This window comes from Halomonas chromatireducens, assembly GCF_001545155.1.
In the GTDB taxonomy this organism is placed as follows: Bacteria; Pseudomonadota; Gammaproteobacteria; order Pseudomonadales; family Halomonadaceae; genus Halomonas; species Halomonas chromatireducens.
Genome location: NZ_CP014226.1, coordinates 1,765,334 through 1,779,659 on the forward strand (window position 1 = coordinate 1,765,334; position 14,326 = coordinate 1,779,659).

Annotated in this window: 16 protein-coding genes; 4 read left to right on the forward strand and 12 right to left on the reverse strand. The window is 63.0% G+C overall.

The annotated features are described in order from the left end of the window. The first annotated feature begins 142 nt into the window (after positions 1-142). The 4 genes from LOKO_RS08180 (at position 143) to LOKO_RS08195 (ending at position 3,337) form a co-directional block, all read left to right on the forward strand. On the forward strand, positions 143-1,816 hold the full coding sequence (locus LOKO_RS08180; RefSeq protein ID WP_235588974.1) for a NapC/NirT family cytochrome c: 1,674 nt from the start codon (positions 143-145) through the stop codon (positions 1,814-1,816). A gap of 26 nt (positions 1,817-1,842) precedes the next feature. Continuing rightward, positions 1,843-2,229: a cupredoxin domain-containing protein gene (locus LOKO_RS08185; RefSeq protein ID WP_235588975.1), complete on the forward strand. Its 387-nt coding sequence runs from the start codon at positions 1,843-1,845 to the stop codon at positions 2,227-2,229. A gap of 72 nt (positions 2,230-2,301) precedes the next feature. Further along, the gene (locus LOKO_RS08190; RefSeq protein ID WP_066447511.1) at positions 2,302-2,856 is read left to right on the forward strand and encodes a hypothetical protein; all 555 of its coding nucleotides are present in this window, start codon (positions 2,302-2,304) and stop codon (positions 2,854-2,856) included. A 79-nt stretch (positions 2,857-2,935) separates the two neighbouring features. Further along, entirely contained in the window at positions 2,936-3,337 is a 402-nt protein-coding gene (locus LOKO_RS08195; protein WP_066447515.1) for a copper-binding protein, read from the forward strand. A gap of 17 nt (positions 3,338-3,354) precedes the next feature. On the opposite strand, the gene LOKO_RS08200 is transcribed toward LOKO_RS08195, so the two are convergent. The 12 genes from LOKO_RS08200 to LOKO_RS08255 form a co-directional block, all read right to left on the reverse strand. Further along, positions 3,355-3,717 carry a DUF6164 family protein gene (locus LOKO_RS08200; protein ID WP_066452284.1) on the reverse strand — a complete coding sequence of 121 codons (363 nt, stop codon included), beginning with the start codon at positions 3,715-3,717 and terminating at the stop codon, positions 3,355-3,357. Then, complete coding sequence (locus LOKO_RS08205; RefSeq protein WP_066447518.1) at positions 3,717-4,283, reverse strand: hypothetical protein; 567 nt, start codon at positions 4,281-4,283, stop codon at positions 3,717-3,719. The genes LOKO_RS08200 and LOKO_RS08205 overlap by 1 nt, the downstream gene beginning before the upstream one ends. 95 nt (positions 4,284-4,378) lie before the next feature. Further along, positions 4,379-4,750: a c-type cytochrome gene (locus LOKO_RS08210; protein ID WP_066447521.1), complete on the reverse strand. Its 372-nt coding sequence runs from the start codon at positions 4,748-4,750 to the stop codon at positions 4,379-4,381. Positions 4,751-4,777: 27 nt separating this feature from the next. Beyond that, positions 4,778-5,362: a nitrous oxide reductase accessory protein NosL gene (locus LOKO_RS08215; protein WP_066447526.1), complete on the reverse strand. Its 585-nt coding sequence runs from the start codon at positions 5,360-5,362 to the stop codon at positions 4,778-4,780. A gap of 26 nt (positions 5,363-5,388) precedes the next feature. Next, entirely contained in the window at positions 5,389-6,213 is an 825-nt protein-coding gene (locus LOKO_RS08220; RefSeq protein WP_066447529.1) for an ABC transporter permease, read from the reverse strand. Then, the gene (locus LOKO_RS08225) at positions 6,210-7,157 is read right to left on the reverse strand and encodes an ABC transporter ATP-binding protein (RefSeq protein ID WP_066447531.1); all 948 of its coding nucleotides are present in this window, start codon (positions 7,155-7,157) and stop codon (positions 6,210-6,212) included. The genes LOKO_RS08220 and LOKO_RS08225 overlap by 4 nt, the downstream gene beginning before the upstream one ends. Continuing rightward, positions 7,154-8,461 (reverse strand): nitrous oxide reductase family maturation protein NosD, encoded by a 1,308-nt coding sequence (locus tag LOKO_RS08230; protein ID WP_144439639.1) that lies wholly within the window; start codon positions 8,459-8,461, stop codon positions 7,154-7,156. The genes LOKO_RS08225 and LOKO_RS08230 overlap by 4 nt, the downstream gene beginning before the upstream one ends. A gap of 56 nt (positions 8,462-8,517) precedes the next feature. Then, entirely contained in the window at positions 8,518-10,407 is a 1,890-nt protein-coding gene (nosZ, locus tag LOKO_RS08235) for a TAT-dependent nitrous-oxide reductase (RefSeq protein WP_066447534.1), read from the reverse strand. A 3-nt stretch (positions 10,408-10,410) separates the two neighbouring features. Then, on the reverse strand, positions 10,411-12,552 hold the full coding sequence (gene nosR, locus LOKO_RS08240; protein ID WP_066447537.1) for a transcriptional regulator NosR: 2,142 nt from the start codon (positions 12,550-12,552) through the stop codon (positions 10,411-10,413). A 371-nt stretch (positions 12,553-12,923) separates the two neighbouring features. After that, the gene (locus tag LOKO_RS08245; protein ID WP_066447540.1) at positions 12,924-13,235 is read right to left on the reverse strand and encodes a c-type cytochrome; all 312 of its coding nucleotides are present in this window, start codon (positions 13,233-13,235) and stop codon (positions 12,924-12,926) included. Positions 13,236-13,372: 137 nt separating this feature from the next. Continuing rightward, positions 13,373-13,819: an Rrf2 family transcriptional regulator gene (locus LOKO_RS08250; protein WP_066447543.1), complete on the reverse strand. Its 447-nt coding sequence runs from the start codon at positions 13,817-13,819 to the stop codon at positions 13,373-13,375. A gap of 52 nt (positions 13,820-13,871) precedes the next feature. Continuing rightward, positions 13,872-14,288 carry a YbaN family protein gene (locus tag LOKO_RS08255; RefSeq protein WP_066447547.1) on the reverse strand — a complete coding sequence of 139 codons (417 nt, stop codon included), beginning with the start codon at positions 14,286-14,288 and terminating at the stop codon, positions 13,872-13,874. Positions 14,289-14,326 lie beyond the last annotated feature (38 nt).

Genomic DNA, 14,326 nt, shown 5'->3' on the forward strand with positions numbered 1-14,326 from the left:
TCCGGCCCCTTCTTCAGCCGTTTCATTCCAGGCAATGCCTCGGAGCGGCTGAAGAAGAGGCCGGACAACACTAACTCAGCCAGGCGACAAGGCAGGCTGATTACAGCAAGAACCGTGTCATGATAATTTCGGGAGATTGATCATGGGGGAGCGTCTACGCAACTGGCGCAGGATTACCATCATGGGGGCATCGCTTGGTGCCGCCATGATTTTCTTTGTCGCCGGCATCTTGTTCTGGGGCGGCTTCAATACCGTGATGGAAGCCACCAACAGCATGAAGTTCTGTAGTTCGGCTTGCCACGAGATGACCTGGGTCTACGAGGAGTACAAGGACCGGCCCCACTACAAGAATCCCACCGGGGTAGGTGCCACCTGCTCGGATTGTCACGTGCCCGACGACTGGGGGCCGAAGATGATCCGCAAGATCGAGGCCAGCCGCGAGGTATGGCACTGGATGCTGGGCACGATCAATACCAAGGAGAAGTTCGAGGACAAACGCCTGCACCTGGCCGAGAACGTCTGGCGCTCAATGCTGCGTACCGACTCCCGCGAATGTCGTAACTGTCATGACTGGTCGGCCATGGATCTCGAGGAGCAGGCGCCGCGTGCCGCCCGTGAGCATGCTCGCGCCTTCGAGCAGGGCCAGACCTGTATCGAGTGCCACCAGGGCATCGCCCACGAGCTGCCGGAAGACTGGGACGAGTCTCCCGTCTGGGCCGCCCGCTTCGAACACGACGAGGCCGAAACCGATCTGGCGGAGCGTGGCGAGCCCGCGATGCCGCTCGAGGCCGAGGACCTGGGTGAAGCGGTTGCCGCCGAAGGTGACATTGCCGCGACGCTCGACTGGGACGACGTTCCGGCGCTGGACGTGACCTTGTTCCTGCCCGGACAGGCCTCCATCGAGTGGATCCAGGACGGCAGCGAGCACGGTGGCGGTCGCGCCTTCAGCTTCGGCGATCGCTGTGTCTGGTGTCACGCCGGTGAAGAGGAGCAGATTGGCCAGATGGCGGTCGATGCCGAGAAGATCGAGACCTTCGATCTCGGCGACAAGCGCGGCCATATCCCGATGACCGTGCAGGCTTCCTTCGATGATGACTACCTGTTCATGCGCTTCCAGTGGGAAGCCGGCGAGCATGCCCCCCTGCCCTTCGTCGACGGTGGGCGCATGGACCCGGACAACCCCATGAAGCTGACTGTGAGCTTCGCCGACGATCGTGTGGACATGGCTGACCGCGGCGGCTGCTGGGCGAGCTGTCACCACGACTCCACCTATATGCCGGATGCCCCGGAAGATGAGGCGCTGGCTGAGACCGAGCTGGCCGAGCGACTCGACCTGATGAACGGTGTGACCAAATATCTGTCCGAGAGTCGCACGGAGATCGAGATTCGTGGCCGTCGCGGTGCCGCTCGCGGTGGCTGGGACAAGCTCAAGGAGCAGGCTGAAATCGAGGAGCTGCTTGGCGGTGGGGTCTACCTGGACGTAGCACGCTTCAAGAGCGGTGACGAGCTGACCGAGAGTGGCTATATCCTCGAGCAGCGCCACCTTTCCGAGAGCGAAGCCGTGGTCATGTCCGCACAGGAGGAAGACGGTGTGTGGACCGCGTATCTGACCCGTGCCCTGCGTACTGGCGTGGAAGGCGACAAGCCGCTCTCCACCGACGGCAAGTACAGCTTCAACGTGGCGTTGCATGACGACTATGCCTCATCACGCTTCCACCACGTCTCCTGGCAGTATGGTCTGGCCTTCGACGCCGAGATTCCCGGTGATTTCGAGGACGACATGGTGGAAATCAATGCGACGCGTATCACCCGGTGATGTTCATTCAGGAGGAGGGAGTTTCGATGAACAAGCGACTTCTGACACTTGGCGCCACCGCCCTGACCACCGCCCTGTTATTGAGCGGGGCGGCTCTGGCCGGCGACGATAAGGACCAGGACCAGGCCACAAGCGAAGGCGATGTCGTCGAGGTCGAGATGGTTGATAACCGCTTCAAGCCCGATGAGCTGGAAGTCACCGTTGGTACCACGGTGCGCTGGGTCAATGTCGAGCGGCGCTCCAACCACGACATCTACTTTCCGGAAGAGGACATCAAGTCGGGCCGTCTCTTCCCCGAGGAGAGCTGGGAGCGCACCTTCGACGAGGCCGGCACCTACGAGTACTACTGCCAGCCACACGAAAATCGCGGCATGCATGGCGTGATCCGAGTGGTCGAAGAGAGCGACGAGTAACCGGCCGCGGCGGGGCCGGTTCCACGCAGCAAGCAAGCGGTGCCGTAATGCACCCAACATTGAGGAGTTCGCATGGCGACAATCACTCGACCCGCCGCCCTGGTCGGCGGACTGCTGACTACCCTGGCGCTGTCGATGGCCGGTAGTGCGTTAGCATCGGAGAGCCCCAGCGGCTTTGGCAGTGCCGACTTCGGGATGTCCTCCGAGGCGGTGCTGGAGCGTCTGGAGCAGGACCGGGTCGTCAATGTCTCGGTGCAGGAGACCGAAGACAATGACGTCATCATCGACGGCGAGCTTCAGGCCGAGGATCAGCCGGTAACGGATCTGCGCTATGTCTTCCCGGCGGGACGCGACCAGCTTGCCCTGGTGGTGGCGTTCCATCCCCATGTGGAAGACTACGCCAGCGTCAAGGCGGATCTCGAAGCGCGCTACGGCAAGCCCTGGGAAGAGGAGATGGCCGAGTGGTGGTTCGAGCAGCTCAAGGAAGGCATGCCGGAAGAGCCCGGCAGCCTGACCGTCTGGGGGGGCGATGGTAACGAGGACCGGGAAAGGGGACGCTTCGTGCGACTCTGGTCCTTCGAGGACTACCTCTCGGTGGAGTATCTCGATACCCAGATGTTTCGCTGAGCAGTCCCAGGTGAGTCGCGACTCAATCGTTCAACAGCCGCTCTCGAAGGGCGGCTTTCCTGTTTGAGGAAGAAGAATCATGAAGAGCAAGGCGATCTTGGCGCTGCTGGTAACCGCGATATTGAGTGTGCCGGTTCAGGCCGATCAGGGACATCACGACCACGGGCATCATGGCGATGGGGCACAGGAGGGGGCAGGTTACCATGAGGTGCGCGGGATCTTCCTGGGCTTCGATGAGGATCAAGGACGCATTACCATGGCGCACGAGGCTGTTCCCGGCGTGATGATGGCCATGCGCATGTATCTGCACCTGCCGGAAGGAGAGGCACTGCCCGACCTGGCGCCTGGCGACAAGGTCGCTTTCCAGCTGTTCAGTCGCGTCGAGGCTGGCCAGCGTTGGTACGCCAAGGATCTCGAGCCGCTTCCTGCAGGCACCGAGCTGACCCTGCCGGAGGAACTGCGCGAGGCGATCGGTCACTGACACGCATACGCGAGGGGTCAGATCAGACCCAGGAAGGGCACCAGCGTCAGCGCCAGGATGGCCACGACGGCCAGGCCCACCAGCAGTACCTGAATGGGTTGCTGGCGAAGGCGATGCCAGAGGGTGGGCGCCTGGCCGTGCTTGAGCTGGTCTGCATGCTCCTGCTGCACTCGCGCCTGGCGTTCAGCCTGGTAGCGGTCGAGTACTTCCCGTGCCGCTTCCAGCTGAGAGGCATCACGCAGCCAGATGGCATCGACGCCCAGTCGCCAGAAGCCGGCGTGGGTCTCGTAGGTATCAAAGCCGTGTTGATCGAACAGGCGGCGCACCTCCCATGCCTCCTCTTCGGAAACATTGGCAAGGCGAAACAGTAGCGTCGCCATCAGCTGGCCGCCTCGCACAGCCGTGCGGCACGCTCGATGGCGGCGTCGGCGCCGTTCAGGTCGAAGCTCATGAACCAGTAATCTTCCTCTCCACGATCGAGACGCAGCCTGAGGGTCTCGCCCGCGCGCATCTCTTCTACCAGCAGCGCCTGTTCGTCGAGGTAGAAATTGACATAGAAACCGCTGTCTCCCCGCTGGGTGACGAACTCCGCCATGCCGCTGTGAATCGTCTCGTGGTCGACTCGCAGGTCGCCGGGCACAAGATTGGCCACACGGCTTTCAGCCTGATGCTCCTCGAGCTCGACGCGCACTTCGAGCCAGGGCAGGTCGCAAACCCCGGGGGTGTAGTTCAGGCTGAGGATGGAGTCGCTGTAGCTGTGTTGCTCCAGGGCGCGGAAATGGCGCTCGTCGCCCAGCGAAAGGGTCAGTGAGAGCCAGTTGCCATGCGGCTCGACCGCGCTGGTATTGTAGTTGGTGGCCAGGGCCGTGGAGGCAATGGCAAGCGTTGCCAACAGGCCGAGCACGGGCCGCCATAAAGTGGAGCGTGGGCGATGGGCTTGAGTCATGGTCGCTTATCCTGATCGACAGGCATGGGATAGTAGCATCCGAAGGGCGTTGCGCCGACCCCGGAGGGTATCAGGGAAAAGCGGTCAGCGTGGCGTCATGGGTCGCTTTCAGCATTGGACTGGTCCCAGGGGGTCGGCTCCAGCTGGGCGTAATAGGCCGCCAGGTCGGCGATGTCCTGATCGTTCAGACCCCGGGTCATGTTGGCCATCAGGTGCCCCTTGTCGCCGGCACGCAGTGCTTTCATGCCGTCAATGAAACGCCCCTCTTCCATGCCGGCGATGCTGGGGTAGCGGGAGGTCACGCTGCGCCCCTGGTGGCCATGGCAGCTGGTACACAGCTTGGCCATCTCGGCGCCGCGCTCGGGGTCGCCTGCAAGGGCCTGGGGGGGCGGGTCTCCAGACCAGGCGGCCTGGCTCAGCAAGGCCACCAGGGTGGCGACGATCATCACGGCGTACTTCTGAGTCATGGAACCCTCCCCTCCGAGTAGGAAACATCAGTGGCCGTGCATGGCGCCTCCATGCTCGTTGCCTGAGTGCCCCGGCATGCCACCATTCATCTGCATGCTGGCATCTGCCCGGGCGAGCTCGGTCAGCAGTTCCAGGTCGATGTCGCTGAAGGCCAGCACCTCGCCGCCATGGGTGTCGCGGAAGGCGTCGGCATGGTGGCGCTCCTTGAACGATGCCAGGGTATGGCCCATGGCGCCACGTTGAGTGTGGCCTGCAACGTACCATGCCTCGCTCGCCAGGATGAAGGCGTCGTCGGCAGGGCTACCCCAGGGGGTGACCGCCACGTCGTGGACCCACGCGTGGCTCAGCTGCGTCTCGTTCTCCGGCTGAAGCAGGAAGGCGAACATGTCGGTGGTGGAGCAGAACTTGCGAACGGCCTCATCCCGGTTCAGGTAGACCTGCCCCTTGGGGCCGGGAAGGTCGTTGATCAGCATACCGCAGACGTGACAGCTGTCACCGTCGGTGATCGGCTGGGCCGGGGCCAAGGGCCGCTCATCGTCATTGCCGCACCCTGCCAGTAGCAGGATGGCAGCGAAGGCAAGGGTGCGAGTGGCCAGGGAGGAGCGAATCATGTCGTGTCTCCGGGTAGGCAATGCCGTCAGGCCGCGTGGCGGCGGAACCGCAGTATCGCGAGGCCCAGCGGTGCAATGATCCAGGCAAGCAGGACCAGGACCAGCCAGCCGAGGCGGAAGGCACTGTCCTGGGCGATGGCAGTCACACCGGTGTAGGCCTGGGAGGTGTCGAAGCCGACCATGTTGATCAGGCGGAAGCCGTCGGTGGGGTTGAGCAGCAACAGCCAGGGAAGCCAGTCGCCGCCGCCCTGTACGCTGACCAGCAGCGCCAGCAGCCCCAGGTCGAAGACCAGCACGAAGAGAAACCAGACGCCCAGCGCCAGCCCGGCAGCGCGGGCCTTCTCGGTGACCCAGACGCTGATCAGGTAGGCGAAGGCGATGAAGACCCAGCCCAGCAGGACGCTGCTGAGAATCAGCAGTCCCATGCTGGCAGCGAGCTGTGCAATATCCACACCTTCGGCGCCGAAGGCGATTACCACGCCGGCAATCCCGAAGCCCAGTGCCGTGGCGGCGCCAAGAATAAGGCCGTGACCGAGGAACTTGCCGAGCAGGAGTGACGTGCGGCTGAGCGGATAGGTGAGCAGCAACAGCAAGGTACCCGACTCCTGTTCGCCGACGACGGCATCGTAAGCCAGCAGAAGGGCGATCAACGGAATCAGGAACACCGCCAGGGTCGACAGGCTGACCACGGTGGTGGAAAGGGTCGTAAAGCCCATGCCACCGCTGGCGGCAGCGCCGAACCAGGCAATACCCACCGCCAGGGCGGCCAGGATCAGGGCGATAGCCAGCACCCAGCGGTTGCGCAGGCCATCCCGGAACTCTTTCTGGGCGACGATCAGGGTAGTGTTCATGACACACCTCGCGAAGCATGGAGCGGCGGCGATGATGCCACCGGCGCCGAGAAGTGGGCGTAAAGATGTTCCAGCGTCGGCGGCATGACGTCGATGTCCTCGACCCCCGGCGAATCGGCCAGGCGGCGTAGCACCGCCATCTTGGCCGAGGGGTGAACGCCGAGCTCCAGGGTATGGCCATTGAGGTGGCGAGCCGTCACCCGGGTCTCGTCCCAGCCGTTGGACCAGTCGGTACCGGGCCAGCTTCCGCGGGCCCGAACGGTCAGCGGCAGGGCGGCTTCCGCACGCAGCTCCTCGAGGCTGCCCAGTGCCAGCTGGCGGCCGGCGCCGAGGATCAGTGCACGATCGATATAGGGTTCCACCCCGGGCAACACGTGGGAGGAGAGCAGTACCGTACAGCCCCGCTCGCGAAGCTCCCTGACTGTCTCGTAGAAGTCGCGAGTGGCCGCCGGGTCAAGTCCGGTGGTGGGTTCGTCAAGCAGCAGCAGCTGGGGGTCGCCGAGCAGGGCCTGGGCCAGGCCGAGGCGCTGACGCATGCCCTTGGAGTAGGTCTTGACGCGCCGGCTGCTGGCCTCGATGAGGCCGACACGCTCTAGCAGGCTATCGACCTGACGCCTGTCGACACGCTTGAGACGGGCGAAGTAGGTCAACACTTCGCGTCCGCTGAGCTGCTCGTAGAAGCTGACATTCTCGGGCAGGTAGCCCAGGCGACGACGCAGCGTCTCGGCATGGGGGCCGTCGGGCGCCCCGCCAAGCACCTTCAATTCGCCGGCACTGGGAGAGAGCAGCCCCAGGATCAGCTTCATGGTCGTGGTCTTGCCGGCACCGTTATGGCCAAGCAGGGCAAGTACCTCGCCCTCATTGACTGCCAGGTCCAGGGCGTCGAGGCGGGTCAGGGTGCCATGTCGCAGGGTGAGTCCGTGGCATTCGATCACCGGATTCATGGGCGGATGCCTCCAATTTGGGGTTCACGCATCAGGGGGACGCTGTCGCGGACGCCCTGGGCGCGGAATATCGGGAATTGCCGCTGCACCCAGCGTAGTGCCACCACTGCGGGGCTGTGCATCAGCAGGCGTGCGCTGGGGTAGCGCCACAGCAGGCGATCCACGGCGTCGTTGGGTTCGTAGGCGGTGTCGCCGATGCCGTCACCGGCAAGGTCCCACCCCAGGTAGTCGCTCCAGTAGTTGCCCTTGCCGTCCACCGACCACTCCTGGGTGCGGGTGGAGACGTACATCACCTGCTGGCGGTTATTGATGAAGGCATTGTGGTAGAGGCGATTGTTCTCGGACCCGGCGGTGAGATGGATGCCCAGCTCGCTGTCGGCCACACGATTGTTGTGGATCTCGTTGGCTTGGGAGTTGTAGATGAACAGCGCCTTGCCCTCGGCTCCCAGCGTCACGCCGTGCTCGGCGCCGCCGGCACCCTGCCAGGCGGTGATGCCGCGGATGTCGTTGCCGGCGATGGTGCTGTAGTTGACGTAGTTCATCAGGATGCCGTAATTCTTGTCGTTCTCGGAGCGGTTGTTCAGCACCTCGAGATCCCGGGACATCATCAGCGCATAGCCCGCCCTTGTACCGCTGGTATGGTTGTCGATGATGCGGCTGCCGTGGGTGAACATGTAGTGGATACCGAAACGGGAGTCACTCAGCCGGTTACCGCGAAACTCCAGGTCGCGGCTGGTATCCACATAGATGGCATCGCGGGAGCCGGTCACGACGTTATCGGCGATCAGGCCGCCATCGATATTGTAGAGCCGGATGGCATCGCCACGATCCTGGGAGCGAACCTCGGTATTGCCGGTGATGCGGTTGCCGACCAGGGTCGGTGCCTCCGCATGCCACAGCCAGATGCCGAAGGCCACGTTATCCATCACGGTATCTTCAACATGCAGGCGATGTGAGTCGCGCTCGGCATGGATGCCCGCGTTCATGTCGGTCAGGTTGAAGCCTGAATTGCGCAGGGTCAGGCCTTCGATGCGCACATCGGGTGCCATGACACGAATGACGTCGCCACGGCCTTCGCCGTCGAGGACGGCGCCGGGTTCGCCGCGCAGGGTCAAGGGCTTGTCGATCAGGATGCCGCCGATATGAATCCCTTCCGCGAGCGTCAGCTCGCTGCCGGGCGAGGCAGCATCAATATGAGACTGGAGAGGACCGTCGTCGGGTTCGATACGCAGCTCGCCGAAGGCGAAGGTCGCCGTCAGCAGCAGCGCGCAGCCACCCAGAAGAGAGAAAAGAGTCTGTTTCACCACGGTCACCTCGGGGGTATTACGATGGCCGGCCCCGCAGGGCCGGCCGGGTTACATCACGCTTCTACCAGCATCCTACCTGACATTTCCATGTGCAGGGCATGGCAGAACCAGCTGCAGTAGTACCAGTGGACGCCGGGCTTGTCGGCCACGAAGGTCACCGAAGAGGTCTGCTGCGGATGGATCTCGAAGTTGATGCCGTGGTTGACCAGGGCGAAGCCGTGGCTGACATCCTCGATGGTATCCATGTTGGTGACCACGATGGTGACCTCATCGCCCCTCTTCACGCGGAACTCTGTAGTGCCGAAGTTCGGCGCCACGGAGGTCATGTAGACGCGCACCTTGTTGCCGTCGCGAATGACCTTGTTGTCCGTCTCCAGCGTGACGCCATCGGCCTCGGCCATGGCCACGGTTTCGGCGAAGTAGGGATCGTCCCTGGTGTAGATCTGTGACGGGTTGAGCTGGTCGGCACGGATCATCAGCGCATCGTGGGGCTCGGCGTAGGTCGGGCCGTCATGCACCAGCTTCATCTGCTCGCCGGTGATGTCGATCAGCTGATCGTTCTCGGCATGCATCGGGCCCACCGGCAGGAAGCGGTCCTTGGAGAACTTGCACAGCGCGGTGAGGTACTTGCCGTCGACGTCGCGGCTACAGGCGAGCGATGCCTTGATGTGGCCGATGTTGTAGTGCACGTCGATACGGTCGCGGATGTAGTTCACTTCCTCGCCGTTGTAGGAGCGAATCGCGTCCTCCACGTTCCACTTCACCACCTGGCTGTCCAGGAACAGCGAGGTGTAGGCGTTGCCGCGGTTGTCATAGGTGGTGTGCAGCGGCCCCAGGCCCACTTCCGGCTCTGCCACCACGGTGTCGCGCGGGTCGTCGAGGCCACCGTCGAACCACTCACCGACACGGGACCACTCGATCACGGTACAGGTCGGGGAGAGCTTGCCGCTGACCACGCAGTACTTGCCTTCCGGAGGCATGGTGTTGACGCCGTGCGGGCTGCGCGGGGTCGGCACATAGAGAGCGAAGGTGTTGCGGCCTTCATGGGCCTGCTCGCGGGCGTCGACCACCGGCACCTGGGAATCGCCGATGGTGGTGTAGTCACCGGCGGCAACGGCCGCTTCGATGGCGGGAACGTCGAAGAACACCGTCCAGTCGCGCTCCGGTCCCATCATCTCCGGCAGGGTCATGCCGCGGCTGGAGTTGTAACAGGAAGCAGCGACGAAGCGGCCGGTATAGTCGGTGTCGCAGTTGTCGAGGTTGCCGTCGACGATGGCCTGCCACTTGATCTCCATGGTCTCGGCATCGAGACAGGACATCATGGTCCAGTACTGGGACGGGTCGTCCAGGTAGTCACCGTTGTTGTTCAGCGGCACGATCATTTCACCCGCCGCGAAGACCCGCTCGGTGCTGGGCACGCGCTGGAGCGTGAGACCGTGAATCGACTGGACGTTGGGAATGGTGATGATCTTGTCGGCGCGCATGATATCCAGGCGGATACGCGCAACCCGGGTGTTCAGCTTGTCGTTGATGAAGCAGTAGCGGCCGTCATAGCTGGCGTCGGTGTAGCTCACCTTGGGGTGGTGGGTGTCGCCGTTGAGCGGCGCGTTCTCGCCCAGCACGCGCTTGGACTCGTTGGTGATCCCCCAGCCGGTGGCGCTGTCGACGTTGAAGACCGGAATGCGCAGCAGTTCGCGCATGGAAGGTACGCCGAGGATACGCACTTCGCCGGAATGGCCGCCGCTCCAGAAGCCGTAGTACTCGTCCAGCTCACCGGGCTCGACATGATGCTCATTATTCTGCGCTGCTTCGGCGGGACGGCTGCTCATCATTGTACCGGCACCGAAGCCGCCGGCCAGGCCTGCCCCGGCTACACCGGTTACTGCACTGTTGCGCAGGAACTTGCGGCGGCTGAGGTCTTTGATGTTTTCATTGTCACTCATGATTCACTCCTCCTGGAGAGTGGGAATGCGCTGCAGTTTGGCCTGGCTGCCCTGTGCAGCATCGGCCGGGAAGGTTTCGACGCCGCCGTTCTTAGAAGAGGCCCTGACAGCCTTCTCGTAGCGCTTGCGACGCTTGACCATTGGCGGACAGCGCCGGTCGTCGTGGTAGGTCACCTGGCAATCCAGGCAGTAGTGGCACTCGTTGGCGTTGATGCGGCCGTCGGGATGGATGGCGGCCACTTCGCACTCCTTGGCGCAGATCTGGCAAGGGGTACCGCAACTGCCGCGATGGCGCTTGAGCCAGTCGAACAGGCGCAGGCGGGCGGGAATGGCGAGCCCGGCCCCCAGCGGACAGATATAGCGGCAGTAGGCCTTGTGGGTGAATGCCGAGATGGCAAGCAGGCCAAGCGCATAGAGCAGGAAGGCCCACTCGCGCTGGAAACGCATGGTCACGGCGGTCTTGAACGGCTCCACTTCGGCGTAGCGTTCGGCCTGGCCCAGTGAGTGCAGCGAGACCGCGAACAGCGCCAGCAGGATGATGTACTTGAGGGCCCAGAGACGCTCGTGTACGGCAAATGGCAATTCGTACTGGGGCACCCGGATCTTGCGGGCGACCTTGTTGATCAGTTCCTGCATGGCGCCGAAGGGGCAAAGCCAGCCGCAGAACACGCCGCGGCCCCACATCAGCAGCGTCACCGCCACGAATGACCAGAGGATGAACATCATCGGATCGATGAGGAACGACTCCCAACTGAAGCCGCCCATCAGGGAGTGGATGAAGGTCAATATATTGACCACCGAGAGCTGGGCCAGGGAGTACCAGCCGATGAACACCACGGTATAGATGAGGAACCCGACGCGCAGCGGGGCGAACACGCGGGGATAGCGCACCAGCACATCCTGGAACAGCATGATGGCGGTGAGTACGGCCAGGCCCGCACCGAGCACGGCAATCTGGAAGGTGCGGTCACGCCACACCTGCACCCACAGCGCCTCTTCCACCGGGGGCTCGAAGCGCTCGATGAAGCGTTCGGGGATGCTGTAGTGGGCGTTGAAGCGTACGAACTCGGTCTCCAGCGGCCCGGCGGCGCGGCGCACCAGCAGGCCCAGTTCCCAAGGCTCGCCGGGGTCGAATTCGACGTCGTCGCGAATGATGAAGATATCGCGCTCGGTCAGCCTGGGGGCGCCGTCGACGGCCATGCGCACGATGCGGCGGTGGTCACTGTCCTGAAAGGCGATATTGGTGTTGCCTTGAGAGGCCTCGATGCGGTCGAAGATACCGCCGCGAACGTAGCCCGAGCCCTTGAAGGAGTAGTCGCCCTGGGCCATGACGCCGATGGCGTGCTCGCCTTCATCGAGGCGCTCCATCAACTGCTCGTAGACGATGTCGCCGAGCAGGTTGCGACCGGCTGTCGGCGCGTTGAGGTAGGTGACGTAGAGATCGATGAAGGTGCTGTCGGCATCCTGGCCGCTGGCGTAGCCTTCGGCAGGGGTGCCGACGAAGGCCTCGTCGATCTCGCCGTGGGTCAGATGCAAACGGCGAATAGTGCCGTCGCCCACCAGGGTTTCCCAGTCGGCCGATTCGAAGACGTCGTAACGCACCTCGGCGGGCGGGGTGGCCAGGGGATCGTCGATTAAACCCTGCTCGGCAGCCACTCGGCGGGCGGAGCGCATCACCGTCTCGGTGAGAACAATCACGGTGACCGTGGCGCCGGAAATGGCATCGAGGTTTTCGCCGACGCGTAGCCGTTCGTTGACGTGGTGGGGTGCGTGAGCATCGGCATAGTCGACAAGGCGCTGCTCGGGGATGCCTACCAGCATGATCGGCTCTTCGTGGCCGAGGATGGTGGCCTGGGTGATGTGCGCCTCCAGGTCGATGCCCACCAGCATGCTGATCGGCCGGCCGGAATAGGCAGGGATCGGTGCAATGTCGTCAGTCTCGAAGGCGTATCCGAGCAGCGTATCGCCGGCATAGACCGCCTTGGCGGGATGCTCGCCTTCGACATCAGCCAGGCGAGTGGCATCGGGAAAGCCTGCCTTTACCTGGGAAAGCTCGAAGGCCTGTACGGTCGGGCCGAGCAGCATCAACAGGCCGAAGAGCCAGATGGAAAGCAGTGATAGTAGCGGGCTGCGCCGGATGGACATATGCATTCCTTACCGTGTGCCTGTCCGGAGCATGTGAGAAGCCGGTGAATCGAACAGGCATCTAAAATGTTACTTATCTGTTGTTGCTCATCATGCCAGTAGACCTCAGGTCTCGAATTGACATGGATCATGTGTGCAGTGCCGCGCCATCAACCTTGAGGGAGTAACCACAAGGAGGTAGGTGATGTTTTGGGCACAGCCATGTGGCCGCGGCGGGGTCGCGGATCCGGTGAAGAAACAGTCGGGAAGCAAGAGGGCGCGGAAGAAGAGAAGGCGAAGCGGGAGCAGGTTGGCGAGGCGCACAAGGCCATTCGGCCTGGCGCCCCGCCGGTCAGGTGGGCAAGCCCACGGGGTCTACAGGAGGGGGGGCCTCAGAGCACGGGCTCGAGCAGGTAATCCACCGATGCCTTCACTTCTTCGTCGCTCAGGTTCATGTGCCCACCACGGGGTGGCATGGCCTGAAAACCATCAATGGAGTTGGCATACAGCGTATCCATGCCCTTTTCCAGCCTGGGCGCCCACGCGGCCTCGTCGCCGCGAATCGGTGCGCCGGCAGCGCCGGTCATGTGGCAGGCCATGCAGGCCTGGTTATAGATGGCTTCGCCGTCGGGCTCGGCCTGGGCAGAGGCAGTGAAGGCGAGGGCGGCAGCGCCGGCCAACAAGGCGGCAGTCACTTTTTTCATGGGTTCTCCTGATATAGCGAGGTCACGGTTAGTACGGATTGACAGTGAAGCCAGTCGTTAGTTGAGCCAAGCCTATCTCTTGACTGTCTTCCATGCTATTGCCACCAATGCTATGCAAAAAGCAAGCATCGGCAAGTCTAAGGTGGTGTTGTCGGTATCTGCATCAGCCGCGCCAGCTGCGGCTGACGCCTGCCCAGTATGTCAGCAAGAGTGTAGCTATCCAGCACGGCCATGAAGGCGGCCATTGCCTCGTTGAGTATCGGCTTGAGCCGGCAGGCCGGCGTGATGACACACTCATTGGAATCGCGGAAGCACTCCACCAGCCCGAGCTCATGCTCGGTATCGCGAATCAGGCCGCCCAGCGAAATGGATTCGGGGGCGCGGTTAAGCAGCATACCCCCGTTCTTGCCACGAATGGTGATGATGTAGCCTCGGTGGCTGAGATCCTGAACCACTTTCATCAGATGGTTGCGCGATACGCCGAAGCTTTCGGCGATCTCATGAATGGTGGCCCTCTCCTCGCCCTTGACGGCGAGGTAGATGAGTACACGGAGCGCGTAATCGGTATACCGGGTCAGGTGCATGGATTATCCCGTTGTCAGAGGCTTGATAAGAATCAAATAAAATGCGCTAACGTCATCGTACTCTGGTATTGAGCGCGGGTAACCCTGCAGGGTGGGAGGGTGCGGCATCGGGTCGCGTCAGCACGAAGGTGGCCACACAGCAGAACATCAGCGCCGTCAGCGCCAGGACCATGGGTGGCGCGCTTCCCAGCAACAGCACCAGCCAGCTGAATGCCAACAGTACCACCGCCAGCCGCTTCGCCCTGCGTGGAATGGCACGCTGCTCCTGCCAGGCTGTCAGGGTGGGGCCGATACGCGGGTGCTGCCATAGCCAGCGTGCCAGGCGCGGCGATCCCTTGGGCGCAGCCCAGGCGGCCACCAGCAGGAAAGGGGTCGTGGGCAGCAGCGGCACCACGATACCCGCAGCCCCCAGGCCAATGCAGCCATAGGCCAGGGAACGCCAGGCAAAACGCGAAACCATGTTGGTCATGTCGACCTCGCGGATTGGCAGTGGGTAAACTAAGGAGT

Bases quoted from the DNA above. Each gene is read 5' to 3' on its own strand.
- LOKO_RS08180 (WP_235588974.1), top strand. From the start codon at position 143: ATGGGGGAGCGTCTACGCAACTGGCGCAGGATTACCATCATGGGGGCA.
- LOKO_RS08185 (WP_235588975.1), top strand. From the start codon at position 1,843: ATGAACAAGCGACTTCTGACACTTGGCGCCACCGCCCTGACCACCGCC.
- LOKO_RS08190 (WP_066447511.1), top strand. From the start codon at position 2,302: ATGGCGACAATCACTCGACCCGCCGCCCTGGTCGGCGGACTGCTGACT.
- LOKO_RS08195 (WP_066447515.1), top strand. From the start codon at position 2,936: ATGAAGAGCAAGGCGATCTTGGCGCTGCTGGTAACCGCGATATTGAGT.
- LOKO_RS08200 (WP_066452284.1), bottom strand. From the start codon at position 3,717: ATGGCGACGCTACTGTTTCGCCTTGCCAATGTTTCCGAAGAGGAGGCA.
- LOKO_RS08205 (WP_066447518.1), bottom strand. From the start codon at position 4,283: ATGACTCAAGCCCATCGCCCACGCTCCACTTTATGGCGGCCCGTGCTC.
- LOKO_RS08210 (WP_066447521.1), bottom strand. From the start codon at position 4,750: ATGACTCAGAAGTACGCCGTGATGATCGTCGCCACCCTGGTGGCCTTG.
- LOKO_RS08215 (WP_066447526.1), bottom strand. From the start codon at position 5,362: ATGATTCGCTCCTCCCTGGCCACTCGCACCCTTGCCTTCGCTGCCATC.
- LOKO_RS08220 (WP_066447529.1), bottom strand. From the start codon at position 6,213: ATGAACACTACCCTGATCGTCGCCCAGAAAGAGTTCCGGGATGGCCTG.
- LOKO_RS08225 (WP_066447531.1), bottom strand. From the start codon at position 7,157: ATGAATCCGGTGATCGAATGCCACGGACTCACCCTGCGACATGGCACC.
- nosZ (WP_066447534.1), bottom strand. From the start codon at position 10,407: ATGAGTGACAATGAAAACATCAAAGACCTCAGCCGCCGCAAGTTCCTG.
- nosR (WP_066447537.1), bottom strand. From the start codon at position 12,552: ATGTCCATCCGGCGCAGCCCGCTACTATCACTGCTTTCCATCTGGCTC.
- LOKO_RS08245 (WP_066447540.1), bottom strand. From the start codon at position 13,235: ATGAAAAAAGTGACTGCCGCCTTGTTGGCCGGCGCTGCCGCCCTCGCC.
- LOKO_RS08250 (WP_066447543.1), bottom strand. From the start codon at position 13,819: ATGCACCTGACCCGGTATACCGATTACGCGCTCCGTGTACTCATCTAC.
- LOKO_RS08255 (WP_066447547.1), bottom strand. From the start codon at position 14,288: ATGACCAACATGGTTTCGCGTTTTGCCTGGCGTTCCCTGGCCTATGGC.